This window comes from Arenimonas oryziterrae DSM 21050 = YC6267 (genome assembly GCF_000420545.1).
In the GTDB taxonomy this organism is placed as follows: Bacteria; Pseudomonadota; Gammaproteobacteria; order Xanthomonadales; family Xanthomonadaceae; genus Arenimonas; species Arenimonas oryziterrae.
Genome location: NZ_ATVD01000001.1, coordinates 321849 through 347883 on the forward strand (window position 1 = coordinate 321849; position 26035 = coordinate 347883).

Here is a 26035-nt window from a genome sequence, read left to right on the forward strand (position 1 = left end):
CAGGCCCGAAAGCGGTCTGCGAGCCGGGGGCGGATCGATCAAGCGGCCCGCATCACGTCGGCAAAGCTCAGAGCCTGCTCCGTGGCGTTGGCGCGCTCGGCGATCCAGTCGATCACCTGCTCCTCCATCACGCGATTCTGCAGGTTACGCATCAGATTGGGGTCGTTCCGGTACAGTTCAATGACCTGGTTCGGATCTTCGTAGGTCGAGGCGATCAGCTGCATCGTCTCGCGGACGCGCCCCTGGTCCAGCGACAGCCCGTTCTGACGGGCGATTTCGCCGACCAACAGGGCCGCCGCCACGCGCTTGCGGGCCGGCACCATGAACGGCTCGGGCGCATCGGACACATTGCTCATACCCTGCTGGCGCGCCTGCTCGGCGGTCGCATGGGCCAGCGTGCGGGCTTCGAACTCGACCAGCCGCGGCGGCAACTCGACGTGCGCGTAGGCGCCGACCAGCTTTTCAGCAACTTCAGCACGCAGCATGCCCATCAGCTTGCCCTTTAGCTCGCGCTCGAGGTTGGCGCGGACTTCCTTGCGGAAGGTTTCGATCTTGCCGCCCTTGACGCCAAAGCTCTTGATGAAGGCCTCGTCGATGTCCGGCACGACCGGCTCGGACACTTGCGCGGCCTTGACCGTCACAGTCGCGGTCTTGCCGGCCAGGGCCGGCACGCGCCACGTCTCGGGGAAGGTCACCGGCACTTCGCGGCTCTCGCCGGCGCTCAGGCCGACCAGTTGGGCTTCGATTTCCTGGAACATCGCGTTCGATCCGACGACCGTCGCGCCGTGCTCGACACCTTCGGGAGGCAGGCGCTCGCTGTCGGTCTGGGCCGAGGTTTCCACGCTGACCAGGTCGCCAGCACGCGCGGGACGCTCCACCGGCTGCCAGGTGCGGCGCTGCTGGCGCAGGGTCTCAAGCATCGCGTCGATGTCGGCGTCTTCCACCGAAGAGGTCGCGCGCACGAATTCCAGCTTGGTCACATCGACCGGGCCGAAATCGGGAACGATCTCGAAGGTCGCGGTGTAGCGAATCTCGCCGGTCTCGCCCGCGGGCTCGGCCTGGATCTCGGGATTGCCGGCCGGCAGGATCTTTTCCTGACGGATCGCTTCGTCGAAGGTCTCGCGGACCAGCTCGCCGAACGCCTCGGAGCGGATCTGCGCGCCGAAGCGCTGCTCGATCACCTTGGCGGGCACCTTGCCGGGGCGGAAACCCTTGAGGTTGGCAGTGCGAGCGATCTCGCGCAGGCGGCTGCCGACGACGCCTTCGAGGCGATCGGAAGGCAGCGACACCGTCATGCGGCGCTCGAGGGGATTGGTGTTCTCAAGGGAAACTTGCATGTCTACTCCTGCCACACGCCGGTTCACGGCGCGAAAAAATAAAAAACCCGCGGAGCCGGCTCGTCCTTGCGCCCGTCCGGTCGGATGGTGCGAAAGGAGAGACTCGAACTCTCACGGGTTTCCCCACAGGAACCTAAATCCTGGGCGTCTACCAATTCCGCCACTTTCGCGTTGCCGCACGTAGATAGACAGGAAGGTTTGGTGGGCTGTGAAGGATTCGAACCTTCGACCTATTGATTAAGAGTCAACTGCTCTACCAACTGAGCTAACAGCCCGAAACCTTTCCTGCCGCTACCTACAGCGGCGGACACGGCATTATGCCGTATCCAGTGACTGGGGTGGAAGACGGGATTCGAACCCGCGACCCTCGGAATCACAATCCGATGCTCTAACCGACTGAGCTACATCCACCGTTGCAACCTTGGCGCGCCCGACAGGAATCGAACCTGTAACCGCCGGCTTAGAAGGCCGGTGCTCTATCCAGTTGAGCTACGGGCGCTCTGCCTGGAATTGTGCACCGAACCAACCCTGCCGATACAGCACAGGTGCGAGTCTGGTCGGGGTAGAGGGATTCGAACCCCCGACATCCTGGTCCCAAACCAGGCGCGCTACCAGACTGCGCTATACCCCGATGGACGGGCCCCGGTTCGCCGAAACGAACCGGATTCACACTTTAGGCATCCCTTCCCGGGCACGCAACGTGGCGGGCGAGGACACCGAACAAAAAGGGTGCCGAAGCACCCTTTTTGCCTGAATTAAGTGGCGCGCCCGGAGAGATTCGAACTCCCGACCACCAAGTTCGTAGCCTGGTGCTCTATCCAGCTGAGCTACGGGCGCACAGCAGGAGCGGAATTATGGGGGAAGCGTTAAATGCCGTCAACGGGGTTGGCATGAAAAATGCGGATGCGGGAGTGCGGCGCGAAGATTCCACCGCGAGACGTGCGAGCGATCTGAGCAATATCCCTTGCGATGCACCGTCCAACGCGTGCGGCTTCAAGCAGGAATTTCCATTCCAGCGACGTGTTTTCGGAAACCAAAAAGGCCACCCGAAGGTGGCCTTTTTGGTTCTGGCGGAGAGAGAGGGATTCGAACCCTCGATAAGGCTTTTGACCCTATACTCCCTTAGCAGGGGAGCCCCTTCGGCCACTCGGGCATCTCCCCAAAACTTGAATGTCCGGGTAAGTCAGTGATGATCGGCCGGCCTGACTTGGTGCATAGGATACCGGCTCAGTCGCCCTTCGGCAAAGCTTCTTCGCCCTCGGCGGGTTTGGCCGCCGGATCGCCGCCTTCCTTGTGCAGACGCTGGAATATTTCCTCGCGATGCACGGCCACGTCTTTCGGCGCGGTGATTCCCACGCGCACCTGATTGCCCTTCACACCCAGCACCGTGACGGTGACTGAGTCGCCGATCATCAGGGTCTCGCCAACGCGACGCGTCAAAATCAGCATGACCTGCCCTCCCGATACATCCGTGCACCGGTCCGTTGGGACGATTCCCACGGCTCGCGGCTGCCTTGGCGGCAGCCTGAACCGATGGTAGAGCGCACCGGCCCCCGGCGCAAACGCCGGATACCCGCGACTAGTTCAGGCGTTGCGCGACCCAGTCGCGTACGCCGTCCAGGGCTGCCAGCAAGGCCGGGCCATCCTGGCCGCCACCCTGCGCCATGTCCGGTCGGCCGCCGCCCTTGCCGCCGATTTGCGCAGCGACGTGCGACAGCAATTCGCCGGCCTTCACCCGACCCAAGGCCGATCCCTGAACACCTGCCACCAACGACGCTTTGCCGTCATCCGCGGAAGCCAGCAAGATCACGGCATCGGTGAGACGTCCCTTGAGCGTATCGACGGCATCGCGCAGCGACTTTGCGTCCAGCCCCTCGAGACGCGCCGCGACCAGCTTCACGCCGCCGATGTCGATGGCGGTCGCCGCGAGATCGGCCGTCGCACCCGCGGTGGCTTTGGCCTTGAACGACTCGATTTCGCGCTCGAGCTTCTTCTGGCGATCAAGCAACTGCCGCAGCTTTTCCACCACGTCATCGCTACGGCCGCCCAGCAACTCCGCGGCTTCCTCGAGACGACGGGTCTGGGTGTCGAAATGCGCCAAGGCCCCGGCACCGGTCGTTGCCTCGATGCGGCGTACGCCGGCAGCGACGCCGCCTTCGGACAGGATCTTGAACACGCCAATATCGCCGGTGTGATGCACGTGGGTGCCGCCGCACAGCTCGGTGGAAAAATCACCCATCTTGAGCACGCGCACGCGCTCGCCGTACTTTTCGCCGAACAGGGCCATCGCGCCGAAATCGATCGCCTCTTGCATACCCATGTGATGGACTTCTGCTTCGGCGTTGCGCCGGATCTCGGCGTTGACCATTTTCTCGATGCGATCGAGTTCGGCGTGGGAAATCGGCTGGAAATGCGAGAAATCGAAGCGCAGGCGATCGGGTGCGACCAGCGATCCTTTCTGCGTCACGTGCTCGCCAAGCACCGTGCGCAGGGCTGCATGCAGCAAATGGGTCGCCGAATGGTTGAGGATCGTTGCCTGGCGGCGCTCGCCGTCGACGCGGGCGGAAAGTTTGTCGCCGACCTTCAACGCACCCTGCACCAATTTGCCGACGTGGCCGTGAAAAATAGCCGACAGCTTGACCGTATCGCGCACCTCGAACCGGTCGCTGCCCGGATCGAGCAGCACGCCGGTATCGCCGACTTGGCCGCCGGATTCGGCATAAAACGGCGTGCGATCAAGGATCACAACCGCCTCATCGCCGGCGGCGATCGCGTCTACCGGCTTGCCGTCCTTGACCAGTGCAACGATGCGGCAACCGTCTTTTTCCAGGGTCTCATAGCCTAAAAACTCGGTCGCATGCAGCGACGCGACCAATTCCGCCGGCAAGCCGACCGAACCCGCGAATTTGCTGGCGGCACGCGCGCGATCGCGCTGCTGTTCCATCAGGGATTCGTACTGCGCCGTGGCGCCTTCGGACAGTGCGGCGTCTTTCTCGCGCAGGATGTCGGTGATCAGGTCGGGCGGGCAGCCGTAGGTGTCGTGCAGCTGGAACAGCTGCTCGCCGTCGAGCTTGCCGCCGCTCGCCGCCAGCGCCGTTTCGAGTCGCGTCATGCCGGCGTCGAGCGTTGTCGAGAACGCCGCTTCTTCCGCTTTCAGGGCCTGCTCGACGAATGGCTGCTTGGACTTCAGTTCCGGGTAGGCTCCGCCCATCATCTCGACCAATGGCTGCACCATGCGCCAGAACTGACCGTCTGCCTGCAGCGTATTGAGCTTCCAGAAGTGGCGCACGGCACGGCGAATGATGCGGCGAAGCACATAGCCGCGGCCTTCGTTCGACGGCAGTACGCCGTCGACGATGAGGAACGAACACGCGCGGACATGATCGGCGATCACGCGCAGGGATTTGTTGTCGAGGTCCTGCGTCGCCGTCAGTGCGGCCGCGTGCTTGATCAGATGTTGGAACAGGTCGATTTCATAGTTGCTGTGCACGTGTTGCAGCACGGCGGAGACGCGCTCCAAGCCCATGCCGGTGTCCACGCAGGGCGCCGGCAGCGGCAGCAGGCTACCGTCGGGCTGACGGTCGAACTGCATGAAGACGTTATTCCAGATTTCGATGAAGCGATCGCCGTCCTCGTCCGGGGACCCGGGCGGGCCGCCAGCGATATGTGCGCCATGGTCGTAGAAGATTTCGGTACAGGGACCGCAGGGACCGGTATCGGCCATCTGCCAGAAATTATCCGACGCGTAGGGCCCACCTTTGTTGTCGCCGATGCGAATGATGCGATCGGCCGGCAGACCGATGTCCCGATGCCAGATGTCGAAGGCCTCGTCGTCGGTGTGGTAGATCGTGACCAGCAGCTTGTCTTTCGGAAGCTGCCACACTCCGGTCAGCAATTCCCAGGCATAGGCGATGGCATCCTTCTTGAAGTAGTCGCCGAAGCTGAAATTGCCCAGCATCTCGAAAAAGGTGTGGTGGCGCGCGGTGTAGCCGACCTGGTCGAGGTCGTTATGCTTGCCGCCGGCGCGCACGCAACGCTGCGAACTGGCCGCTCGCTTGTAGCTGCGCTTCTCGGCGCCGAGGAAGACATCCTTGAACTGAACCATGCCCGCATTGGTGAACAACAGGGTCGGATCGTTGCCGGGCACAAGCGGGCTGGAGGGCACGACCGTGTGGCCCTTGGAGGCGAAGAAATCGAGGAAATCCTTGCGGATCTCGGCGCTGGTTTTCATGGATTGGCGTCGGCTAGGGAAGGAAATCGGCATCGACGAGGACGCGTCAACGCCAGTCCCGGTTCACGGGTCGGCGCTGGCGTTCTCGATCGAAACCGCAGGGGCCTAGATTAGCAGGCCAGACCCATGCCTCGCCTCCCGGACAGCGCACGGGCGGCCTGTTCAGTCTTCGAATTCGTCCTCGTCCGGGCGCTGCCGGACCTGGGCATAGGCCGTTTTTTGATCGAAGCCCCGGCGGAGCAGGAAATCGACGGCTTTTCGCCGCAGGGCCGGGTCGCCCAGGTCCTTGTCGCCGTAGCGACGGTCAATCAGGCCGCGGGCACTTTTCGACCAGTCGGTGTCGCAGGTGTCCAGGGCCGCATCGATATCGTCGCGGCTGAGTCCATGTGTTCCCAGCTCGGCGCGAATACGGACCGGTCCGAACCCGGACGCCGCCCGCGTTCGGGCGAGGGCCTCGGCAAATCGCGCATCGTTTTGAAAATCCTGACGCGCCAGCTTCTCCAGAGCGGTGTCGGCCTCATCAGACTCGACACCCTTGGATTTGAGCTTTCGAGTCAGCTCCTTGCGCGAGTGCTCACGCCGGACCAACAAGCCCAAAGCTCGCTGGTAGGCCGTAGGCTCGGGGCGGGTCTTGTCCCGCCCCTCGCGCCGGGCTTTCATCAGGCGTCGGTATCCGCAGCCGCCGCCGGCTTAGCGACGACCGGCTTCGGCAGCAACTTCTCGCGAATCTTCGCCTCGAGCTCGATCGCCATTTTGGGGTTGTCCTTGAGGTACTGGCGGGCATTCTCCTTGCCCTGCCCGATCCGCTCGCCGAAGCAGCTGTACCAGGCACCGGCCTTCTCGACGAGCTTGGCGTCCACGCCCATCTCGATGAGTTCGCCTTCGCGCGAAATACCTTCGCCGTAGAGAATTTCGGTGATGACCTGCTTGAACGGCGGCGCCATCTTGTTCTTGACGACCTTGATCTTGGTCTCGTTGCCGATGATCTCGTCGCCCTTCTTGACCGAGCCGATGCGGCGGATATCCAATCGCACCGAGGCATAGAACTTGAGCGCGTTGCCGCCCGTGGTCGTTTCCGGATTCTGGCCCGGCATCATCATGCCGATCTTCATACGCAGCTGATTGATGAAGATCACCATGCAATTGGAGCGATTGATGTTGCCGGTGAGCTTGCGCAGGGCCTGGCTCATCAGACGCGCCTGCAGACCCACCTGCAGTTCGCCCATTTCACCCTCGATTTCCGCCTTCGGCGTCAGAGCGGCGACTGAGTCGACCACGACGACGTCCACGGCGTTCGAGCGCACCAGCATGTCGGCGATTTCCAGCGCCTGTTCGCCGGTATCGGGCTGCGACACCAGCAGGTCGTCCACGTTCACACCCAGCTTCTGGGCATAGGTCGGATCGAGCGCATGCTCGGCATCGACGAATGCCGCGGTGCCGCCCGCCTTCTGGCATTGGGCGATCACCTGCAGGGTCAGCGTGGTCTTGCCCGAGGATTCCGGACCATAGATCTCGACGACGCGACCCTTGGGCAGGCCACCGATGCCCAGGGCGAGGTCGAGCATCAAGGAACCGGTGCCGATGACTTCCGCCGGCTCCGCGCTACGATCGCCCATGATCATCACGGCGCCTTTGCCGAACTGCTTCTCGATCTGGCTCAGGGCGGCGGTGAGGGCGCGTTTCTTGTTGTCGTCCATCGTGGAATTCCTTGGTTCGTTATCGGGTGGAAGCAATGTAAGAGGCAGCGGTCGCACGGACTGAGACGAAACCGCGTGAAACCAAATTAGTTCTTTCCGGGATTAAAGAAAGCCGGAAGCCGACCCATCCCCGCACCGGGAAACACCGCATGCGCGTGTGGGAATTCATCGGCCCGAGCGCACCAGACCGCAGTACAGTCCTTCGATGGCAAAGTCCTGGTTGGGCTTGACCTCGATGGGGGCGTAGTCCGGATTTCGCGGCAACAACCGAATACCGTCCTTGCCGATCTTGAGCAGCTTGACCGTGATTTCGTCGTCGATGCGGGCCACCACGATCTGGCCCGAATGCGCATCCGGTGTGCGATGCACGCCGATCAGGTCACCGTCGAAAATGCCGTCGTCGCGCATCGAGTCGCCCTTGACCTTGAGCAGATAGTCGGGGGACGGAAAAAAGAAGCTGCGATCGAGCAGGACGTATCCGTCCGCCCCGATGTCGGCGCCGATAGGGGCGCCCGCCGCGACCCGGCCGAGGATGGGAAGTCGAAGCGCGTCGTCCGACCGGGACGAGGTCGATCGTTCGACGAGTTCCGGTTCCTCCTCGACCGGCGCGGCATGGCAAAGCCGGATCCCGCGCGCCTGGCCCGGAATGCGTTTGATCGCACCGGCCTGCTCGAGGATCTCAAGATGGTATTGCGCGCCGCGAACCCCCCGGAAACCCAGCGCCGCCGCGATTTCCGTCTGCGAAGGCGGCACACCGTCCGCTTCGATGCGGGCGGTGATGAAGTCGAGGATTGCCTGCTGGGTGTCGGTCAGGTTCATGTTAGTAGTAATACTACTAACGACCCCGAACTGCAAGCCCTGCCTTCAATCGGGCAGGTCCAGCAGGGCGCGCCGATGGCTTGCCCGGTGCAGGAGCAGGAAACGCGCCGGCTCGTAATGGTTTTCGGCGGTGAAGGGCTCGGCAAAGTGCCCGCCCGCGAGGTCGGAGCGCACGAAGAACGCGTTGACCCCGTTGAAATCGCAGCCCACCAGGCGGTAGCCGAGCTCGGCCCCCAACGTCTCGAAGGCTTTCAGGCTCGCTCCGTAGTTCTGGCTGCCGTCCCAAACCCGATCCTTGTCGTAGCGCACCCGCCAGTCAACATCAGAAGGAATCGCAGCGTTGTACTCGACCACAACCACGCGCGGCCGATAGGTCCGCAACCCTTCCCAGACGAACAGCGTGTTCTGGTCGACATCCAGCGACAGCAGATCGAATTCCTGCGGCACCGCCATCTCCGCAAGGATGCCGCCGACATTCTCGCGATCGACGAAGCGCACCCGCCATTGCAAGCGATCCTCGCGCCCGGCCAAGGCCGGAGCGACGACGTCGACGAAGCGACCGTCGCCGTCGATCCAATAACCTCGCCATCCTTGCGCGAGCAGGAACGCACTGTTGTTTTCCAACCCATCGCCAACGCCGATCTCGACGAAGACGCGACTCTCCCGGCCGATCCGACGAAAGATTTCGTTGATCATGCCGTCCTCGCCGTTCTGCGAGTTCACGCTCACGCCGTATTTCGACAGTCGCTTGGGATCGGCCTGGCGCGGATCGGCGGCGAGCAACTGCTCGTAGGTCTGGTAGGCGAGACCATTGCTCAGCAAACCGCCGATGCGGGTGATTTCCTGCTGCAACGCTTTCGATTCACGCACGCCGGGCAGGCGCCGGTAGAAATCGTGGTACGCGCGCTTCCAAGCTTGCTGAAGCTTCCTGATCACGATGTGGCCTCCCGGTTGATCTGCCGCCGATGCAGGTTGGTTCACCGCGCCATCAACGGACCCAGCAATCCTTCGAGTGCCTTCAGCACCGTTTGCCGGCGCACCGCTTCGCGGTCGCCTTCGAAATGATAGACCTCCGCCAACGGATAGCCACCGCGGCGTTTCCACCCGATCCAGACCGTTCCGACAGGCTTGTCGGGCATGCCGCCGCCCGGACCGGCGATACCGGTCACGGCCACGGCCACGCTTGCACCCGAGGTGACCAAGGCGCCGGAAACCATCTCCAGCACGGTTTCCCGACTCACGGCACCGTGCTGAGTCAGCGTTTCCGGCCGGACGCCCAACAGCGCCTGCTTGGCTTCGTAGCTGTAGGCAGCCATGCCGCAGTCGAACCAGTCCGAGCAGCCCGGGATGTCGGTGATCATCTTGGCGATCCATCCGCCCGTGCAACTCTCGGCCGTGCACAGCATCTGCCGGTTGGCGCGCAGCACGACGCCCACCTCTTCCGCGAGGCGATGCAGGGTGAGATCGTCGTATTGGCTCATGGGGCTGCGGTCCGGACGGAGTTGGCGGGTAGACTATAGGGCCGTCTCGCCGCCTGTCACGATGTCGTCCAACGAGTCTGTTCAGCACACGCCCCTGATGCGCCAGTTTTTCGCCGCCAAGGCGGACTATCCGGACATCCTGCTGTTGTTCCGCATGGGCGACTTCTACGAGCTGTTCTACGACGACGCGCGCAAAGCGGCGCGCCTGCTCGACATCACGCTGACTCAGCGCGGCAATTCCGGCGGCCAACCGATCGCGATGGCAGGCGTGCCGGTGCATGCGATCGAGGGTTATCTCGCGCGACTGGTCGCGCTCGGCGAATCGGTGGCGATCTGCGAACAGATCGGCGATCCGGCGCTGGCCAAGGGCCTCGTGGAACGCAAGGTCGTGCGCATCGTCACGCCGGGCACGGTCACCGACGAAGCCCTGCTCGACGAACGTCGCGATACCTTGCTGCTGTCGGTGTCCCGCGGCCGCCAGGGTTTTGGCCTCGCCTGGGCGGATCTGTCGGCGGGACGCTTCCTGGTCAGCGACGTGCCGAACGAAGACGCCCTCACCGCCGAACTCGCCCGACTCGCGCCCGCCGAAGTGCTCATCGCCGATGAAGATGGCTGGCCGGCTGCCGTGCTCGCTGCCACCGGTCTGCGTCGACGCGCGAGCTGGTACTTCGATGCGGAAACCTGCCGCCGGCAGCTGCTGAAGTTTTTCGGACTGCACGACCTCACCGGTTTCGGTCTCGAAGAAAAACCCCTTTCGGTGGCGGCGGCCGGCGCCTTGCTCGGTTACGTCGAAGAAACGCAGAAGCAGCGTCTGCCGCACCTGACCTCGATCACCTTCGAGTCGGCCGACGAAGCGATCGCCCTGAATGCCGCCACGCGCCGGCATCTGGAGCTGGACGCCCGCACCGACGGCCGCATCGAGCACACCCTGCTCGGCGTGCTCGACAGCACGATCAGCCCGATGGGTGGACGCCTGTTGCGGCGCTGGCTGAACCGACCGCTGCGCGACCGGCGCGTGCTGGGCGAACGTCACCATGCGGTGCAAGCGCTGATCGACAGCCGCACCGACGCCTCGCTGCGCGAAAGTTTCCGCGGCATCGGCGATCTCGAACGCATCCTCACGCGGGTAGCACTGCGCTCGGCGCGACCGCGCGATCTTTCTACCCTGCGCGACGGTTTGCGCGCCTTACCCGGCTTGCGCGGACAATTGTCGGCGCTGGATTCGCCACGACTGGTCGCCCTGTCGATGTCGCTGGGTGAACACGGTGACACCGCGGCGCTGCTGACCCAGGCGGTCAACGAGCATCCGCCGGTGCTGCTGCGCGACGGTGGCATCATCGCCCGCGGCTTCGATGCCGAACTCGACGAACTGCGCGAACTGTCCACGAATGCCGACCAGTTCCTCATCGACCTGGAAGCGCGCGAAAAAGCCAGCACCGGCATCGCCACGCTGAAAGTCGGCTACAACCGCGTGCATGGCTACTACATCGAAATCAGCAAAGGCCAGTCCGAACGTGCCCCGACGCACTACACGCGCCGGCAAACGCTCACCGGCGCCGAGCGTTACATCACCGAAGAGCTCAAGGCGTTCGAGGACAAGGTCCTGTCGGCGCGCGAACGTTCCCTGACACGCGAACGACTGCTGTACGAACAACTGCTGGATGGGCTCAACGAACGCCTGGAATCGCTCAAGCAGTGCGCGCTCGCCCTGTCCGAACTCGATGTTCTGGCCGGTTTCGCCGAACGCGCGCAGGCGCTCGACTGGGCCTGCCCGGTCTTGGACGACGCGCCGGGCATCCGCATCGAACGCGGCCGGCATCCGGTTGTCGAAGCGGTGCGCAACGAACCCTTCGAACCCAACGATCTGATGCTCGATCCCGATCGCCGCATGCTGGTGATCACCGGTCCGAACATGGGCGGAAAGTCGACGTACATGCGCCAGAACGCGCTGATCGTCTTGCTTGCCCACATCGGTAGTTTCGTTCCGGCCGCCCGTGCGCAGATCGGCCCGATCGACCGCATCCTCACCCGCATCGGCGCCGGCGACGATCTCGCGCGCGGGCAATCGACCTTCATGGTCGAGATGGCGGAAACCAGTTACATCCTGCATCACGCCAGCGAATTCTCGCTGGTGCTGATGGATGAAATCGGACGCGGCACGTCGACCTACGACGGCCTGGCGCTGGCGGAAGCCTGCGCGCGTCATCTCGCCGACCACAACCGCGCGTACACCTTGTTCGCCACCCACTATTTCGAACTTACGGCGCTTGCCGAACCGGGCAGCGGCATCGCCAATGTGCATCTCGATGCGATCGAACACGGCGACAAGCTCGTGTTCATGCACGCGGTGAAGGACGGCCCAGCCAATCGCAGCTTCGGCCTGCAGGTGGCCGCCCTCGCCGGTTTGCCGCGCCGCGTGGTCGAGCAGGCGCGCAAGACCCTGATCGAACTCGAGCGTCGCGGCGAAGCGCATACGCCAGCGATGACGCCGGTCGCGCTCGATCAACCGCAGCAATTTGGATTGTTTTCCTCGCCGTCGCCAGCGCTGGCTGCGCTCGAAGCGATCGAACCGGATGAGCTCACGCCGAAGCAGGCGCTGGAAGCGCTATATCGCCTGAAATCGCAGCTCTGACGGCCGCTCGCGGACGGGCGACCGCCGCCGCCCTCGGTCATTCGCGGACGCCGATCTCCATGCTACCGTGATCGTCCCCACCGAAGCGGGAGTGGACCATGAGCAGCGACGATCTCATCAGTCAGGTACTGGGCGCGATCGGCCCGGACGCAGTGCAATCGATTGCCGGCCAGATCGGCGCGCCTCCAGGTCAAACCGCAGATGCCGTTCAGATGGCCTTACCGCTGATTCTCGGCGCGCTGGGCAAGAACGCCAGTCAGCCGGGCGGCGCTGAAGCGATCCATGCGGCGGTGCAAAACGATCACAGCGGACTCGACATCGGCAGCGTCCTGGGCAGCGTGCTCGGCGGTGGCGGCGATGGCGCGGCGATCCTCGGTCATGTCCTGGGGGCGCGACAGAACACCGCGGCTTCCGGCGTCAGCCAGGCGTCGGGACTCGGCCAGGCTCAGGTGATGCAACTCATGGCGATGCTCGCGCCGATCGTGATGGCCTATCTGGGCAATCGCACGCAACACGAAGGTCTCGGCGCGCAGGCCCTCGGCGGCTTGCTGGGCCGCCAGCATCAGCAGATTTCCAGCGGTGGCGGCGGCCTGGGCGGCACGATCCTCAATGCCGTGCTGGACAAGGATGGCGACGGCGACGTGGATTTTTCCGACATTCTCGCCGCGGCGCAGGGATCGACTGGGACTTCACAATCAACGCAGCCGCAGAGCGGCCTGGGCGGATTGCTCGGCTCGATCTTCGGCAAGAACTGACAGCGCGTATTTCATCGAAGCCGCGACAGCAGGGTCTCGTCTTCCATCGGACTACAGCGCGTCCAGATCGCCCAGCGCCTGGATCAATCGCCGTGCGCGCTTGTCCGGCTTGGTCGTGGGAGCGCGGTAACCGGTCGCTTCCATGCGTTTTTTCTCGCGCTCGGCGGCGCGGCGCTCGATGGATTCGGCGGTTTCGCGATACAGAGTTTGTGCAACGACGGCCGATCCGCGCTTGTCGCTAAGCCCGAGCACGTCGACTTCAAAGACTTCATCGCCGCGGCGCACGCGCAATGCATCGCCGATGCGCACGCCGCGCGAGGGTTTGACCGGCTGCCCACCGACCTCGACCTTGGACGATTCGATCGCCTGTTTGGCCAGCGAACGCGTCTTGAAAAAACGCGCCGCCCACAGCCACAGGTCGAGGCGAATCGTATCTGCGGCGGCAACGGGTTTATTCATGTCCGGAAAGCAGAACGGCCACCCGAAGGTGGCCGTTGCGCTGGATCCTCGGTGGCCTTAGTCGGCCGAACGGGCGCCCAGGTCTTCCTTGATGCGAGCCTTCTTGCCTTCCAGATCGCGCAGGTAGTACAGCTTGCCGGCGCGGACCTTGCCGCGGCGCTTCACCGACACGGAGTCGATGACCTGGCTGTGGGTCTGGAAAACGCGCTCGACGCCGAAACCGTGCGAGATCTTGCGGACGGTGAAGGCCGAGTTCAGGCCGGCGTTCTTGATCGCGATGACCACGCCTTCATAGGCCTGGACGCGCTCACGGTTGCCTTCCTTGACCTTGACGTTCACGACGACGGTATCGCCCGGGCCGAAATCCGGCAGCGTGCGGGTGATCTGGTCGGCTTCGAATTGCTGGAGGAGCTTGTTCATGGTTGCACCGGTTCTGATCGTTTTGATCTGTAGTTCTTGGGGCCGCCCGGGCTGGTGAACCACGGGGGTAAGCCGCGCATTATAGACAGCGAAGCTGCTGATTGCCTAGGGGTTTTCGGCTTTTTTTGCCTGGGCCTGCCATTCGGCCTGGAATTCGGCCAGCAAGGCGGCGTCTTTCTTGTCCAGGACACGGCCTTCCAGCAGGTCCGGACGGCGCAGCCAGGTCCGGCCCAGGCTCTGCTGGCGGCGCCAGCGGGCGATTTTGGCGTGGTCGCCGGACAACAGGACCGCCGGCACGCCTTCCGTTCCGAGCGACTCGGACCGGGTGTAGTGCGGGCAGTCGAGCAGGCCGTCCTCGAAACTGTCCTGCTCGGCGGACTCGGCGTCGTTCAGCGCCCCCGCCTGCAGGCGCCCGACGGCATCGATGACTACGGCCGCGGCCAGTTCGCCGCCCGACAACACGTAGTCGCCAATCGACAATTCCTCGTCGATCTCCTTTTCGATGAAGCGCTCGTCCAGTCCTTCGTAGCGACCGCAGACCATGACTAGCCGCGGCAGCGCCGCCAGCTCTCGCGCCTTGGCCTGCGTCAGCGGCTTGCCTTGCGGACTGAGATAAATCACCCGCGCAGGCAGCGCCGAGGCCGCTCGCGCCGCCGCGAGGCAGGCCGACAACGGCTCCGGCAACATGACCATGCCGGGACCGCCGCCGAACGGACGATCGTCGACGCGGCGGTAGTTGTCGGTGGCGAAATCCCGCGGATTCCAGGGCTCGACCGTGAGCAGCCCGCGCTCCACGGCACGGCCGACCACGCCAACCTGGGCGCATTGGCGGATGAAATCGGGGAACAGGCTCAGGACATCGATCCGCATCAGAAATCCGGATCCCAATCGACCGTGATCCGGCCGGCGTCGAAATCGACGTCGAGAATGTATTGCTCGTTGATGAAGGGAATCAGGCGTTCGCGGTCGCCGGCGACAGCCATCACGTCGTTGGCGCCGGTTTCGAAGAGATAGGCCACCTTGCCCAGCTCCACGCCTTCACGGGTGACCACCGTGAGACCTTCCAGGTCGACCCAGTAGTACTCGCCGGGCTTGGGCGGCGGCAGCAGGCGGCGCGCTACCCAGACTTCGGCCCCGGCCAGCGCTTCGGCGGCATCGCGGTCGCTGCAGTCGGCGAAGGTGACGACCATGCCCTTGTTGGTCTCGCGACCACGCACCTTGTCCAGCTCGCGCTCGACGCCATTGTGGATCAGGGTCCAGGGCTGGTACTTCATCACCGTCGATACCGGATCGGTGAAGCTGTGCAATTTCAGTTCGCCACGAACGCCAAAAGCGCCGAGGACCCTGCCCAGCAGGATTCGGCGCTCTTGCGTCATCGGCGTGGTCCTCGCGTCAGCGTCGCGAGGCGATGGCTCAGGCCGAAGCCTGGCCAGCGGTTTCCTTGAGCAGCATGCGGACCTTGTCGGTCAGCTGCGCGCCCTGGGAAACCCAGTGGTTCACGCGCTCGGCATTGAGCTCGACGCGCTTTTCATTGCCCTGCGCAACCGGGTTGTAGAAGCCCAGGCGCTCAAGCGAACGGCCATCGCGCTTGTTGCGATGATCGGTTGCGACGATGTGGTAGAAGGGGCGCTTCTTGGCGCCGCCACGGGTCAGGCGAATCTTGACCATTTCGGTGTGCTCTATTTTCTGGTGGAAGCCGGTGCCGAAGGCGGCCGGGGAGCCGGTGATTATAGCGGCTTCAATGGGTTAGGGAAACCCTGGCCAGTCTCCGCCGTCTCGGGACCCCGAAACAGGCTCCGGAGCAAGGCCCGCAGGCCCGGAAACCGCCCTTAGCGCCGGAAACCGCCCGGGAAGCCGCCGCCGCCCATCAGTCCCTTCATGTTCTTGAGCATGCCCTTCATACCGCCCTGGGACAGCTTGCGCATCATCGATTCCATCTGGTCGTACTGCTTGACCAGCTTGTTGACCTCGGCGGGCGTGGTGCCGGCACCCTTGGCGATGCGGGCGCGCCGCGAGCCGTTCAGCAGGGCCGGATTGCGACGCTCCTTCTTGGTCATCGAATTGATGATCGCGACCATGCGCGGCACTTCCTTGCCGGTGACCTGACCTTTCACGTGGTCGGGGATCTGCCCCATGCCCGGCAGCTTGTCCATGAGCCCGGCGATGCCGCCCATGTTCTGCATCTGCTCGAGCTGGTCGCGCATGTCGTTGAGGTCGAACTTCTTGCCCTTGGCGACCTTCTCGGCGAATTTCGCCGCCTTGTCCTGGTCAACCTGCGATTGCACTTGCTCGACCAGGGACAGTACATCGCCCATGTCGAGAATGCGGCTCGCCGCGCGATCGGGATGGAACACGTCCAGTCCGTCGGGTTTTTCGCCGACACCGGTGAACTTGATCGGCTGGCCGGTGATGTAGCGCACCGACAACGCCGCGCCACCGCGCGCATCGCCATCGGTCTTGGTCAACACGACGCCGGTCAGCGGCAGCGCTTCGCTGAAGGCCTTGGCGGTATTGGCCGCATCCTGGCCGGTCATCGCGTCGACGACGAACAGGGTTTCGGTTGGATGGATCGCGGCATGCAATGCCTTGATCTCGGCCATCATCGCTTCGTCGATCGCGAGGCGGCCGGCGGTATCGACGATCAGCACGTCGACGAAACTCTTTTTCGCGTCGTCGATCGCGGCGCGGACGATTGCCACCGGATCCTGCCCGGCGTCGCTCGGGAAAAAGAGCACGTCGACCTGCTTGGCAAGCGTCTGCAGTTGCTGGATCGCAGCCGGTCGGTAGACGTCGCAGCTCACCACCATGACTTTCTTCTTGCGCTTTTCCTTGAGGTGCTTGGCGAGCTTGCCGACGGTCGTCGTCTTGCCCGCGCCCTGCAGGCCGGCCATCAGGATGATCGCAGGCGTGGGCACGTTGAGATTGAGATCGCTGGCCTGCGACCCCATGACCGCCGCCATCTCGTCGTGCACGATCTTGATGAGCGCCTGGCCGGGCGTCAGGCTTTGCAGCACTTCCTGACCAATCGCGCGCGCCTTGATGCGCTCGATGAGCGCGACCACGACCGGCAACGCGACATCGGCTTCCAGCAGCGCGATACGCACTTCGCGCAAGCTCTCGCGGATGTTGTCTTCGCTCAGGCGGCCACGGCCGCGCAGGCGTTGCAGGGTGCCGGAAAGGCGCTGGGTCAGCGACTCGAACATGGGATTTCAGGCCGGAAAGCAGGGGCGTGAAGTATAACGCGGCGGGCCGGCGACACTCTCCAGTCGAGAACGGTTCGCAACAACACGGCGATATGCCAAACTCCGGCCATGCTCGATTCCCTCATCCCCGTCGCCGCCGCCCTCGCCTATCTGCTCGCGGCCGGTGCGCTGATGCGCAGCTTGCGCAAGGACGAAGGCCATGCCCGCGGCCTGCTCTGGCTGGTCCTGCCGGCCATCGCACTGCACACCGCCGCCCATGGACTGGGCTGGAACCGCCTCAACGGGCCGGACCTGCATTTCTTCGCCGCGCTGTCGCTGGTGGGACTGGGCATGGCGGCCCTGAGCACGATCGCGGCGACCTCGCAGCGACTCGAGGCCCTGCGCGTGCTGGTGTATCCGCTCGCGGCATTCTTTCTGCTGCTTTATCACTTCGCCGGACACGGCAAAGCCAGCACCCTGGACTGGCAATTGCAGTTGCACGCCTGGCTTGCCCTGCTTGCCTATGCCTCCCTGGCGATCGCGGCATTGCTGGCGGTGATGCTTTGGTTTCAGGACAAGGCATTGCGGCAGCGACAGGTTCGCGGCTGGCTGACCGCCCTGCCGCCGCTGACGCAACTGGAAACCCTGCTGTTCCGCTCACTGAGCGCCAGTTTCGTCGTGCTCACGCTAGCCCTGATCACGGGCGTGGTTTTTGTCGAGAACCTGCTCGACCAGCATCTGGTGCACAAGACGGTGTTGTCGGTGCTGAGCTGGATCGTGCTCGCGGTGCTGCTGTTCGGCCGCTGGCGGTTCGGCTGGCGCGGCCCGCGCGCGGTGAAGCTCACGCTGACGGCCATGGCGCTGTTGCTTCTGGCGTTCTTCGGCAGCGCGTTCGTGCGCGAGCTAATCCTCCATCGGGTCTGAGCCGGCGCTCCGCGTCCGCAACGCCTAGGCGGTTCGGCCCAGGGACCAACGGACTATTCAAGTGCGCAGATGGCGTGGTTAGCCTTGCCGAACCTGATCCGGTTCACTGCCATGCTGAAGTTTCTGCGCCGCCTCGCCCTTTCCGTCGTCGTCCTGTTGGGACTGGTCGTGCTTTGGGACGTGACCACGTATGACGCGCCCGCCTGGCAAGCAGACTATCGCCGTCTCAAGACCGACATGGCGAGCGGCTACGCCAATCTCGACTGGATGGCCCAACACCGCAAGCTCGACATCCTTGCCCTCGACCGGCAGACGACCGCTGCGATCGACGGCGCGCACTCGCGCGTGCGCGCGTTCCTGGCGATCCGTCGCTTCATCAAGGCGTTCAAGGATCCGCATTTCCGCATGCGCGTGGGCGACCGCCCGATCGTCGAAGCCGCGCCGGTTGTGACGCCGGCCGAGGGCGATGCCACCGAAGAAGAAGCCTTCGTCGACTCACCCGCCGGCGCCGATTGCACCGCAGCCGGCTACGAGGACGCCAACCACGCCTTCGTGTTTCCGTTTGCGCGACTGCCCGGATGGACGCCCGTGCGCGACGGCGACTTCCCGACCGCGCTGATCGGCGACATCGGCGTGCTGCGCATCGCGCAATTCGGCGAAGACAGCTATTTCGGCGCATGCGAAAAGGTCTTCAAGCCCGGCATCGGCGAATACGAACTCAAGCTAGCCGTGCGCGCTCTGCAACAGGAAAAACTCAAGCAGGCGATCGGCGAACTCAAGAGCAAGGGGGCCACGCGCCTGCTCATCGACATCTCCGGCAACGGTGGCGGCACCGAATGGGTGGACGAAGTCATTGCGCTGATGACCGACCATGCAATGTCGCGCGAAGACGCGCGCATGGTCGGCCCGGTCTGCGATCGCTCCGGCATCTGGCGTGGCGAGCCGGTATGCCAGGTTCTCCAGGACGCGCCCGAGCGCATCCAACTGCAGGGCACGGGCGTGTGGACGGGGCCAGTGCTCGTGCTCGCCGACCGTGGCACCGGTTCCGCGTCGGAATCCATGGTCGCGTGGCTGAAACTCAACCACGTTGCGACGATCATCGGCGAGCGCACGGCCGGTGCCGGCTGCGGCTACGTCAATGGCGGTACGCGCACGCAGTTCCGCGCAAGTCCATTCGACGTGATGATGTCCAATTGCGCGCGATTCCTCGACGACGGGACCAACGAGGTCGAAGGCATCGCGCCGGACATCGAGATCCCGATGCATGTCGAAGACGCGACGCAGCAAGCCGCCGCCCTGGCAGCGGTGCTCGCGAAAAAATGATCAGCCTTCGCTGGCCGTCAGTGCCTCGGAAAGACGCTCCACGCCGATGACCTGCATCTCGCCCACGCGCCCGCTCTTGGGCGCGTTGGCCTTGGGCACGAGCGCACGCTTGAAGCCATGCGTCGCCGCTTCGCGCAGACGCTCCTCGCCATTGGGCACGGGACGGATTTCCCCGGAGAGACCGACCTCGCCGAACGCCACGGTTTTCTCCGCCAGTGGCCGGTCGCGCAGCGACGACAGCACGGCGAGCAGGACCGGCAGGTCTGCCGCGGTTTCCTGCACCCGGATGCCGCCGACCACGTTGACGAAAACGTCCTGATCGAACACGCCGACACCGCCGTGGCGATGCAGGACGGCGAGCAACATGGCCAGGCGGTTCTGCTCCAGACCCAGCGTGACGCGCCGTGGATTCGACAAGGGACTGTGATCGACCAGCGCCTGTACTTCGACCAGCAGCGGCCGCGTGCCTTCGCGCGTGACCATCACGGCGCTGCCCGGCGTCGGCCCGGTGGCGCCGGAGAGAAAGATCGCCGAGGGATTCGGTACTTCGCGCAACCCCTTGTCGGACATCGCGAAGACCCCCAGCTCGTTGACGGCACCGAACCGGTTCTTGAAAGCACGCAGCACGCGGAAGCGGCTGCCGCTCTCGCCTTCGAAATAGAGCACCGCATCGACCATGTGTTCGAGCACGCGCGGTCCGGCGATGCCGCCTTCTTTGGTGACGTGGCCGACCAGGAACACGCTCGTGCCGGTTTCCTTGGCATAGCGCACCAGCCGCGCCGCGCTCTCGCGCACCTGACTGACCGAACCGGGCGCCGCCGTCAGTTGTTCCGACCACAGCGTCTGGATGGAATCGGCAACGATCAGGCGCGGCTTGGCCTTGCTCGACAGGGCGAGAATTTTCTCGACGCTGGTTTCCGCCAGCGCGTCGAGCCCGTCCAGCGGCAGGCCCAGGCGCATGGCGCGCCCGGCGACCTGCGCGAGGCTTTCTTCGCCGGTGACATACAAGGCCGGCAGACGTCCGCCCATGGAAGCGAGCGCCTGCAGCAACAACGTGGATTTACCGATGCCCGGATCGCCGCCGACCAGCACGACCGACCCTTCGACCAGGCCGCCGCCGAGCACGCGATCGAGCTCGCCGATGCCCGTGGAAACACGCACCTCCGCCACCTGACTGACTTCGCGCAGGGCCATGATTCGCGCTGAATCCGTGGCGCCGGCGTAGCCGCTATTGCGCGCGGCGCCTTTGCCGGCCGATGCCGGTTCGACGACAAACTCGCTAAGCGTGTTCCAGGCCCCGCACTCGCTGCAGGCGCCTTGCCATTTGTTGTGGTTCGCGCCGCACTCGGCGCAAACGAAGGCGGTCTTGGCTTTGCTTTTCGACACGGGCAGGCTCGCGCAGGGGAGGATGCGAGTCTCGCATCCTTCCGTCGCAGTATCCGAGACCGGAGAAAAAAAGACAGCTCGTCTACACGCCACGGGCGGTGGGAAATTTCTGGCCTCAGCCGGCCGTGAACAGCCAGTGCGTGCCGCAACTCACGATGGCGATCAGGCCACCGTAGAACAGGGCCGGCGCGGCCAGGCGCAAGGGCGCGAAGAACCGGCGCTCGATCTGTCGCACTTCGCAGGGAAACAGTTCCAGGCGATCCAGATGTTCGGCCAGCACAGCGAATTCGCGGCTGAAACGCAAATGGGCCAGGACGATGCCGGCAGTGAAACTGGCGGCGAGAATGGCGGTGTAGGACATGGTCCCCCCGGACGCATGAAAACCAGGGGAGACGATGCGCCCGTCGACCCGCGGGTTCATGTGCCCTCAGTCATGGGCCGCTGAGAACCGGGTCGCGTATTCGCCGGCCCTCGTGTGATGGCGGTCACCAACACGCAAAATGATCAACAGGGATTCAGCGCCGCTCGGGCGGCAGTCCGGCCATGGCGGTCATCAACGCGGCGTGCGCTGCCAAGTCCACGGGTTTGTACGTCACTTTTTCCGTCGCGGGATTCGCGCCGAGGAAATTCCCGTTCTTCCAGTTCGTCGCTGGCCGGATCGGACGCGGCGTGAACCCGCCACCGCAATTGGGACAGACGTTGCCCAGCAGTCCGGTCGCGCAGGCTTCGCAGAAGGTGCATTCGAACGAGCAGATGAAGGCCTCGGTCGATGCCGGCGGCAAGGGCGTGTTGCAGTGTTCGCAGCTGGGACGGAGTTGCAACATCACGTTCTCCCCGAATGTGCCGACGACGGACTTGGCGGCCCCAGAAACAGCAAGGGCCTGCGAGGGGAAAACCCTGGCAAGCCCCTGTTTTTACTGGTGCCGGAAATAGGAATCGAACCTACGACCTCATCATTACGAATGACGCGCTCTACCAACTGAGCTATTCCGGCGGAACACGAATTCTAAGCTGCGGGCCGGGTTTGGGTCAATTTGATTCAGTCCACCAGCACCAGGCGCAACTCCTTGGGCAGGGCAAAGACCATGTCTTCGGGCTCACCGTGCAGCTCGCGCACCTCGCCGGCCCCCAGGGCCTGCAGGCGGGCGATCACGCCCTGGACCAGCACTTCCGGGGCCGAGGCGCCCGCCGTGACGCCGATACGCTGCCGGCCCTGCAACCATTCGGGCTGGATGTATTCCGCCCCGTCGATCAGGTAGGCGGTCGCCCCGTCGCGCTCGGCCAGCTCGCGCAGACGATTGGAATTGGAGCTGTTGACCGAGCCGACGACGAGAACCAGGTCGCATTCGGCGGCAAGCTCGCGCACGGCGTCCTGCCGGTTCTGGGTGGCGTAGCAGATGTCGTCGTGGCGCGGCCCCTGCAACGCCGGGAAACGCGCTTTCAATGCTTCGATGACGTCGCGGGTCTCGTCGACCGATAGCGTCGTCTGCGTGGTGTAGGCCAGGTTCGTCGGCTGCGAAACTTCGAGCGCGGCGACATCGTTCACGTCTTCGACGAGGTAGATGTGTCCCTGCCCCGCTTCGGCCTGCCATTGGCCCATCGTGCCTTCGACCTCGGGATGGCCTTCGTGGCCGATCAGGACGACGTCGCGACCGGCGCGGCAGTGGCGCGAGACCTCGATGTGCACTTTTGTCACCAGCGGACAGGTTGCATCGAACACCTTGAGACCGCGCTGCGCCGCTTCCGCGCGTACCGCCTGCGACACGCCGTGCGCGCTGTAGATCACCGTTGCGCCGACTGGGACTTCGTCGAGCTCTTCGACGAACACGGCGCCGCGCTGGCGCAAGTCTTCGACGACGAAACGGTTATGCACGACTTCATGACGCACGTAGATCGGCGCGCCGAAGCTTTCGAGCGCGCGCTTGACGATCTCGATCGCGCGATCGACGCCGGCGCAGAAACCGCGGGGATTGGCGAGCACGATGTCCATCAGAACGAACTCCCGGCCGTGATGGCTTCAGGATACGCCGCTTGCCGTCGGGTGTCGTGGCGATGGTCGGGTGGGCGATTCATTTCTTGTGAAAACTCGTCAGCAGCATCAGGCCCACGCCGACCACGATGCAGGAATCGGCGACGTTGAAGATCGGCCAGTCGTAGCTGCCGAGGTACCAATGCACGAAGTCCACGACATAGCCCAGACGGAAGCGGTCGACCACATTGCTGAGCGCGCCGGCAATGATCAGCGCGAACGGCAAGGCCGTGCGCCAGTCCGAGCGCGGGGTGCGCGCCAGCCAGACCGCCAGCGTGGTACTGATGACGAGAGCCAGCCCGCTGAAAAACAGGTGCTTCCACTCCCCGGCGTTGGCCAGGAAACTGAACGCCGCACCGGTGTTGTGCGCAAGGGTCCAGTTCCAGAAGCCGGGAATGAAGGTCACGGACTCGCCGAACGCCAGCGTGTCCACAGCGAGGAACTTGGTCCACTGATCGAGCGCTATCAGCACCACCGAGGCGAGCAGCCAGGACAGGGCGTTGGGATGCGGCTTGTTGGCGACAGTCATCACGGGCCTCAGAAATAGCGCCGGCTTTCGCCGCTGCCGTTGACGTTTTCTACGCAACGGCCGCACAGCTCCGGGTCGTCGGCGTGACTGCCGACGTCGGCGCGGTAGTGCCAGCAACGCACGCATTTGGGGTTGCTGGAAGCCTTGGCGAAGATCCAGGCGTCAGCACCCTCCACCTTGACGGCGTCGGCCGATGTCGCTGCCGTCGTACGCAGGTCCAGCGTCGAAGTAATGAACAGGAAGCGCAATTCGTCGGCGAGACCCGGCCGCGCCGCAAGTTCTCCTGCATCGACATCGGCGAACACCTGCACCTCGGCCTCCAGCGACGCGCCCAACTTGCCCTCGGCACGCATCGGTTCGAGCACCTTGCTGACCGATTCACGCAGGGACAGCAGCTGCTGCATCAAGGCGCCGTCGGCCTGAAGGTAGGCGCCCTGCGTAGGCAACAGGGCGTCGATATCGGCCGTGGTCGTGAACAGGACATTGCCTTCGCGCGTTCCCGGCAGGAACTGCCAGAGCTCGTCGGCGGTGAAACTGAGCACCGGTGCGATCCAGCGCGCGAAAGCCTCGAGGATGCGGAACATCGCGCTCTGCGCCGATCGCCGGCCGCGACTGTCGACCGGCATGGTGTAGAGACGGTCCTTGGTGACGTCCAGGTACAACGAACCGAGCTCGTTGGTGCAGAAGTTTTGCACCAGGGACACCACGCGCGCGAAATCGTAGTCGCGATAGGCCGTCCAGATTTCGTCGTTGAGCTTGCGCGCCTTGGCCATCGCCCACTGGTCGAGCAGCAGGCAATCATCGACGGCAAGCAGATGCGCGGCAGGATCGAAACCCGCGAGATTACCCAGCAGGAAACGGGCGGTATTGCGAATGCGGCGATACGCATCGGCACTGCGCTTGAGGATTTCGTCCGAGACCGACATCTCGTTGCGATAGTCGGCACCTGCGACCCACAGGCGCAGCACGTCGGCACCGAGGGCATCGATGACCTTTTGCGGCTCGACGACGTTGCCGATCGACTTCGACATCTTGCGGCCGCTGGCATCCACGGTGAACCCGTGCGTGAGCACTTCACGATAGGGCGCGGCACCATCCATCGCGATGCCGGTAAGCAGGGAACTCTGGAACCAGCCACGATGCTGATCCGACCCTTCGAGATACATGTCGGCGGGCTTGTGCAGGCCATCGGCCGCACGCGCGGCGAGCACGCCTTCATGCGTGACGCCGGAATCAAACCAAACGTCCAGGATGTCCGTGATCTTGTCGTAGTCGCCGGCGTCGGCACCAAGCAGCTGCACTGGATCCAGGCCGAACCAGGCATCGGTGCCGATTTCCTGCACGCGGTCGGCGACGGCACGCATGAACTCCACGCTGCGCGCATGCGGCTCGCCAGTTTCCCGGTGCACGAACAGCGCGATCGGCACGCCCCAGGTGCGCTGACGACTGATGCACCAGTCCGGGCGGCCTTCGATCATGCCGGCGATGCGCGCTTCGCCCCAGTCGGGAATCCACTTCACGCCCTTGATCGAGGCAAGGGCATCGCGGCGCAAATTCGCCTGCTCCATCGAAATGAACCACTGCGGCGTGGCGCGGAAGGCCACCGGCGACTTGTGGCGCCAGCAATGCGGATAGCTATGACTCAACTTCTCCGACGCCAGCAGCACGCCGCGCTCGGCCAGAAGCGCGATGACGCTGTCGTTCGCTTTCCAGATGAACTGGCCGGCGAAAATCGGCGTGCTTGGCAAATAGACGCCGTTGCCGCCGAGCGGATTGATTTCCGCCGCGGAGTATTTCTCCAGCAGACCGTATTTAAGGCCAACGACGAAGTCTTCCTGACCGTGGCCCGGAGCGGTGTGCACGGCACCGGTACCGGCGTCGGTGGTGACGTGGTCGCCGAGGATGATCGGGACCTGTCGCTCGTAGAACGGATGCTGCAACCACAACAATTCCAACGCCGCACCCGCGACACGCCCGAGTATTTCTGGCGTCGCGATACCGTAGCGCGCGAGGGTGGTTTCTGCCAAAGCTTCAGCCAGCACCAGCAACACACGGCGACCGTTGCGCGCCGGCCCTTCGACCAGCACGTATTCCACGTCCGGGCCCAGCGTCACCGCGACGCTGGCAGGCAGCGTCCACGGCGTGGTGGTCCAGATCGGCACGGCGACGATCGCGCCGCCAGAATCGACATCGAACTTCGCGGCCAGCGTCTTGCCGTCGATCGCGTCGTAGGCGACGTCGATGGCCGGAGACACCTTGTCGGCATATTCGATTTCCGCCTCGGCCAGCGCCGAGCCGCAATCGAAGCACCAGTGCACCGGCTTGACGCCGCGTGCTAGATGGCCGCGTTCAACGATCTTCGCCAGCGAGCGCAACATGTCCGCTTCGAAACGGAAGTCCATCGTGCGATAGGGATTGAGCCAATCGCCGAGCACGCCCAGACGCTGGAAGTCCTTGCTCTGCCCGGCGATCTGTTCGCCGGCATAGTCGCGGCATTTCTGTCGGAACGCCGCGGCATCGAGCTTGTCGCCGACCTTGCCGAATTTCTTTTCGACGACCAGTTCGATCGGCAGGCCATGGCAGTCCCAACCGGGCACGTAAGGCGCATCGAAGCCGGCGACCAGCTTCGACTTGACCACCATGTCCTTGAGGATCTTGTTCACCGCGTGACCGATATGAATCGCACCGTTGGCATAGGGCGGACCGTCGTGCAGTACGAACGAGGGGCGACCCTTGGCCTTCGCGCGAATCTGCGCGTACAAGTTGTCCTTCTGCCAGCCGGCGAGCACGCCGGGCTCACGCTTGGGCAGATCGCCGCGCATCGGGAATGC

At 64.2% G+C, this 26035-nt stretch carries 24 protein-coding genes and 8 tRNA genes; 4 read left to right on the forward strand and 28 right to left on the reverse strand.

Translation table 11 applies throughout. The features are described from left to right. Positions 1 to 38: 38 nt before the first annotated feature. The 15 genes from tig to G467_RS0101620 form a co-directional block, all read right to left on the reverse strand. Positions 39 to 1337: a trigger factor gene (gene tig / locus G467_RS0101545; RefSeq protein WP_022967977.1), complete on the reverse strand. Its 1299-nt coding sequence runs from the start codon at positions 1335 to 1337 to the stop codon at positions 39 to 41. Positions 1338 to 1422: 85 nt separating this feature from the next. Continuing rightward, positions 1423 to 1507 (reverse strand) — tRNA-Leu (locus G467_RS0101550). A 29-nt stretch (positions 1508 to 1536) separates the two neighbouring features. Next, a tRNA-Lys gene (locus G467_RS0101555) sits at positions 1537 to 1612 on the reverse strand. 59 nt (positions 1613 to 1671) lie between these two features. Next, positions 1672 to 1748: transfer RNA gene (locus G467_RS0101560), tRNA-His, on the reverse strand. An 11-nt stretch (positions 1749 to 1759) separates the two neighbouring features. After that, a tRNA-Arg gene (locus tag G467_RS0101565) sits at positions 1760 to 1836 on the reverse strand. Between the two features lie 55 nt (positions 1837 to 1891). Further along, positions 1892 to 1968, reverse strand: a tRNA-Pro gene (locus G467_RS0101570). Positions 1969 to 2097: 129 nt separating this feature from the next. After that, positions 2098 to 2174 (reverse strand) — tRNA-Arg (locus G467_RS0101575). A gap of 231 nt (positions 2175 to 2405) precedes the next feature. After that, a tRNA-Ser gene (locus G467_RS0101580) sits at positions 2406 to 2498 on the reverse strand. A 66-nt stretch (positions 2499 to 2564) separates the two neighbouring features. Then, positions 2565 to 2786 (reverse strand): carbon storage regulator CsrA, encoded by a 222-nt coding sequence (gene csrA / locus G467_RS0101585; RefSeq protein WP_022967978.1) that lies wholly within the window; start codon positions 2784 to 2786, stop codon positions 2565 to 2567. 130 nt (positions 2787 to 2916) lie between these two features. Beyond that, on the reverse strand, positions 2917 to 5568 hold the full coding sequence (gene alaS / locus G467_RS0101590) for an alanine--tRNA ligase (protein WP_022967979.1): 2652 nt from the start codon (positions 5566 to 5568) through the stop codon (positions 2917 to 2919). A 162-nt stretch (positions 5569 to 5730) separates the two neighbouring features. Continuing rightward, a complete protein-coding gene (locus G467_RS0101600) occupies positions 5731 to 6228 on the reverse strand; it encodes a regulatory protein RecX (RefSeq protein WP_022967981.1) in 498 nt (165 codons plus the stop codon). After that, positions 6228 to 7265 carry a recombinase RecA gene (gene recA, locus G467_RS0101605; protein ID WP_022967982.1) on the reverse strand — a complete coding sequence of 346 codons (1038 nt, stop codon included), beginning with the start codon at positions 7263 to 7265 and terminating at the stop codon, positions 6228 to 6230. The genes G467_RS0101600 and recA overlap by 1 nt, the downstream gene beginning before the upstream one ends. Before the next feature lie 165 nt (positions 7266 to 7430). Then, positions 7431 to 8084, reverse strand: a complete 654-nt coding sequence (lexA, locus tag G467_RS0101610) for a transcriptional repressor LexA (protein ID WP_026802262.1) — start codon at positions 8082 to 8084, stop codon at positions 7431 to 7433. A 45-nt stretch (positions 8085 to 8129) separates the two neighbouring features. After that, on the reverse strand, positions 8130 to 9020 hold the full coding sequence (locus tag G467_RS0101615; RefSeq protein ID WP_022967983.1) for a hypothetical protein: 891 nt from the start codon (positions 9018 to 9020) through the stop codon (positions 8130 to 8132). Positions 9021 to 9061: 41 nt separating this feature from the next. Then, positions 9062 to 9565 carry a CinA family protein gene (locus G467_RS0101620; protein WP_022967984.1) on the reverse strand — a complete coding sequence of 168 codons (504 nt, stop codon included), beginning with the start codon at positions 9563 to 9565 and terminating at the stop codon, positions 9062 to 9064. A 61-nt stretch (positions 9566 to 9626) separates the two neighbouring features. Here G467_RS0101620 and mutS point away from each other — a divergent pair, with 61 nt between their 5' ends. Next, entirely contained in the window at positions 9627 to 12197 is a 2571-nt protein-coding gene (gene mutS / locus G467_RS0101625) for a DNA mismatch repair protein MutS (protein ID WP_081644531.1), read from the forward strand. A gap of 98 nt (positions 12198 to 12295) precedes the next feature. Beyond that, positions 12296 to 12952: a DUF937 domain-containing protein gene (locus tag G467_RS14995; protein WP_022967986.1), complete on the forward strand. Its 657-nt coding sequence runs from the start codon at positions 12296 to 12298 to the stop codon at positions 12950 to 12952. Positions 12953 to 13003: 51 nt separating this feature from the next. On the opposite strand, the gene G467_RS0101635 is transcribed toward G467_RS14995, so the two are convergent. The 6 genes from G467_RS0101635 to ffh all read right to left on the reverse strand — a co-directional run bounded on the left by G467_RS0101635 (position 13004) and on the right by ffh (position 17034). Beyond that, positions 13004 to 13411: an RNA-binding S4 domain-containing protein gene (locus G467_RS0101635; RefSeq protein WP_022967987.1), complete on the reverse strand. Its 408-nt coding sequence runs from the start codon at positions 13409 to 13411 to the stop codon at positions 13004 to 13006. 57 nt (positions 13412 to 13468) lie between these two features. Beyond that, the gene (rplS, locus tag G467_RS0101640; protein ID WP_022967988.1) at positions 13469 to 13831 is read right to left on the reverse strand and encodes a 50S ribosomal protein L19; all 363 of its coding nucleotides are present in this window, start codon (positions 13829 to 13831) and stop codon (positions 13469 to 13471) included. A gap of 105 nt (positions 13832 to 13936) precedes the next feature. Further along, on the reverse strand, positions 13937 to 14701 hold the full coding sequence (gene trmD / locus G467_RS0101645) for a tRNA (guanosine(37)-N1)-methyltransferase TrmD (RefSeq protein WP_022967989.1): 765 nt from the start codon (positions 14699 to 14701) through the stop codon (positions 13937 to 13939). After that, entirely contained in the window at positions 14701 to 15207 is a 507-nt protein-coding gene (rimM, locus tag G467_RS0101650) for a ribosome maturation factor RimM (RefSeq protein WP_022967990.1), read from the reverse strand. The genes trmD and rimM overlap by 1 nt, the downstream gene beginning before the upstream one ends. Before the next feature lie 37 nt (positions 15208 to 15244). Continuing rightward, entirely contained in the window at positions 15245 to 15499 is a 255-nt protein-coding gene (gene rpsP, locus G467_RS0101655) for a 30S ribosomal protein S16 (RefSeq protein ID WP_022967991.1), read from the reverse strand. Between the two features lie 161 nt (positions 15500 to 15660). Beyond that, a complete protein-coding gene (ffh, locus tag G467_RS0101660; RefSeq protein WP_022967992.1) occupies positions 15661 to 17034 on the reverse strand; it encodes a signal recognition particle protein in 1374 nt (457 codons plus the stop codon). 108 nt (positions 17035 to 17142) lie between these two features. On the opposite strand from ffh, the gene G467_RS0101665 reads away from it, so the two are divergent. Then, positions 17143 to 17937, forward strand: coding sequence for a cytochrome C assembly family protein (locus G467_RS0101665; protein ID WP_022967993.1), 795 nt, complete (start codon positions 17143 to 17145; stop codon positions 17935 to 17937). A 111-nt stretch (positions 17938 to 18048) separates the two neighbouring features. After that, entirely contained in the window at positions 18049 to 19260 is a 1212-nt protein-coding gene (locus G467_RS15000) for a S41 family peptidase (protein WP_022967994.1), read from the forward strand. Here the strand turns inward: G467_RS15000 and radA are convergent, their stop codons facing one another. The 7 genes from radA to ileS form a co-directional block, all read right to left on the reverse strand. Further along, entirely contained in the window at positions 19261 to 20646 is a 1386-nt protein-coding gene (radA, locus tag G467_RS0101675; protein ID WP_022967995.1) for a DNA repair protein RadA, read from the reverse strand. A 115-nt stretch (positions 20647 to 20761) separates the two neighbouring features. Continuing rightward, a complete protein-coding gene (locus G467_RS0101680; protein ID WP_022967996.1) occupies positions 20762 to 21007 on the reverse strand; it encodes a hypothetical protein in 246 nt (81 codons plus the stop codon). A gap of 154 nt (positions 21008 to 21161) precedes the next feature. Beyond that, positions 21162 to 21470 (reverse strand): DUF1272 domain-containing protein, encoded by a 309-nt coding sequence (locus G467_RS0101685; protein ID WP_022967997.1) that lies wholly within the window; start codon positions 21468 to 21470, stop codon positions 21162 to 21164. A 94-nt stretch (positions 21471 to 21564) separates the two neighbouring features. Continuing rightward, positions 21565 to 21640 (reverse strand) — tRNA-Thr (locus G467_RS0101690). A 45-nt stretch (positions 21641 to 21685) separates the two neighbouring features. After that, positions 21686 to 22636, reverse strand: coding sequence for a 4-hydroxy-3-methylbut-2-enyl diphosphate reductase (ispH, locus tag G467_RS0101695; protein WP_022967998.1), 951 nt, complete (start codon positions 22634 to 22636; stop codon positions 21686 to 21688). Between the two features lie 79 nt (positions 22637 to 22715). Continuing rightward, positions 22716 to 23204 carry a signal peptidase II gene (gene lspA, locus G467_RS0101700; RefSeq protein WP_022967999.1) on the reverse strand — a complete coding sequence of 163 codons (489 nt, stop codon included), beginning with the start codon at positions 23202 to 23204 and terminating at the stop codon, positions 22716 to 22718. An 8-nt stretch (positions 23205 to 23212) separates the two neighbouring features. After that, complete coding sequence (ileS, locus tag G467_RS0101705) at positions 23213 to 26026, reverse strand: isoleucine--tRNA ligase (RefSeq protein WP_051130389.1); 2814 nt, start codon at positions 26024 to 26026, stop codon at positions 23213 to 23215. Between the last annotated feature and the right edge of the window lie 9 nt (positions 26027 to 26035).

Coding starts and splice junctions, on each gene's coding strand:
- tig (WP_022967977.1), bottom strand. CDS start 1,337: ATGCAAGTTTCCCTTGAGAACACCAATCCCCTCGAGCGCCGCATGACG.
- csrA (WP_022967978.1), bottom strand. CDS start 2,786: ATGCTGATTTTGACGCGTCGCGTTGGCGAGACCCTGATGATCGGCGAC.
- alaS (WP_022967979.1), bottom strand. CDS start 5,568: ATGAAAACCAGCGCCGAGATCCGCAAGGATTTCCTCGATTTCTTCGCC.
- G467_RS0101600 (WP_022967981.1), bottom strand. CDS start 6,228: ATGAAAGCCCGGCGCGAGGGGCGGGACAAGACCCGCCCCGAGCCTACG.
- recA (WP_022967982.1), bottom strand. CDS start 7,265: ATGGACGACAACAAGAAACGCGCCCTCACCGCCGCCCTGAGCCAGATC.
- lexA (WP_026802262.1), bottom strand. CDS start 8,084: ATGAACCTGACCGACACCCAGCAGGCAATCCTCGACTTCATCACCGCC.
- G467_RS0101620 (WP_022967984.1), bottom strand. CDS start 9,565: ATGAGCCAATACGACGATCTCACCCTGCATCGCCTCGCGGAAGAGGTG.
- mutS (WP_081644531.1), top strand. CDS start 9,627: ATGTCGTCCAACGAGTCTGTTCAGCACACGCCCCTGATGCGCCAGTTT.
- G467_RS14995 (WP_022967986.1), top strand. CDS start 12,296: ATGAGCAGCGACGATCTCATCAGTCAGGTACTGGGCGCGATCGGCCCG.
- G467_RS0101635 (WP_022967987.1), bottom strand. CDS start 13,411: ATGAATAAACCCGTTGCCGCCGCAGATACGATTCGCCTCGACCTGTGG.
- rplS (WP_022967988.1), bottom strand. CDS start 13,831: ATGAACAAGCTCCTCCAGCAATTCGAAGCCGACCAGATCACCCGCACG.
- trmD (WP_022967989.1), bottom strand. CDS start 14,701: ATGCGGATCGATGTCCTGAGCCTGTTCCCCGATTTCATCCGCCAATGC.
- rimM (WP_022967990.1), bottom strand. CDS start 15,207: ATGACGCAAGAGCGCCGAATCCTGCTGGGCAGGGTCCTCGGCGCTTTT.
- rpsP (WP_022967991.1), bottom strand. CDS start 15,499: ATGGTCAAGATTCGCCTGACCCGTGGCGGCGCCAAGAAGCGCCCCTTC.
- ffh (WP_022967992.1), bottom strand. CDS start 17,034: ATGTTCGAGTCGCTGACCCAGCGCCTTTCCGGCACCCTGCAACGCCTG.
- G467_RS0101665 (WP_022967993.1), top strand. CDS start 17,143: ATGCTCGATTCCCTCATCCCCGTCGCCGCCGCCCTCGCCTATCTGCTC.
- G467_RS15000 (WP_022967994.1), top strand. CDS start 18,049: ATGCTGAAGTTTCTGCGCCGCCTCGCCCTTTCCGTCGTCGTCCTGTTG.
- G467_RS0101680 (WP_022967996.1), bottom strand. CDS start 21,007: ATGTCCTACACCGCCATTCTCGCCGCCAGTTTCACTGCCGGCATCGTC.
- G467_RS0101685 (WP_022967997.1), bottom strand. CDS start 21,470: ATGTTGCAACTCCGTCCCAGCTGCGAACACTGCAACACGCCCTTGCCG.
- ispH (WP_022967998.1), bottom strand. CDS start 22,636: ATGGACATCGTGCTCGCCAATCCCCGCGGTTTCTGCGCCGGCGTCGAT.
- lspA (WP_022967999.1), bottom strand. CDS start 23,204: ATGACTGTCGCCAACAAGCCGCATCCCAACGCCCTGTCCTGGCTGCTC.
- ileS (WP_051130389.1), bottom strand. CDS start 26,026: ATGCGCGGCGATCTGCCCAAGCGTGAGCCCGGCGTGCTCGCCGGCTGG.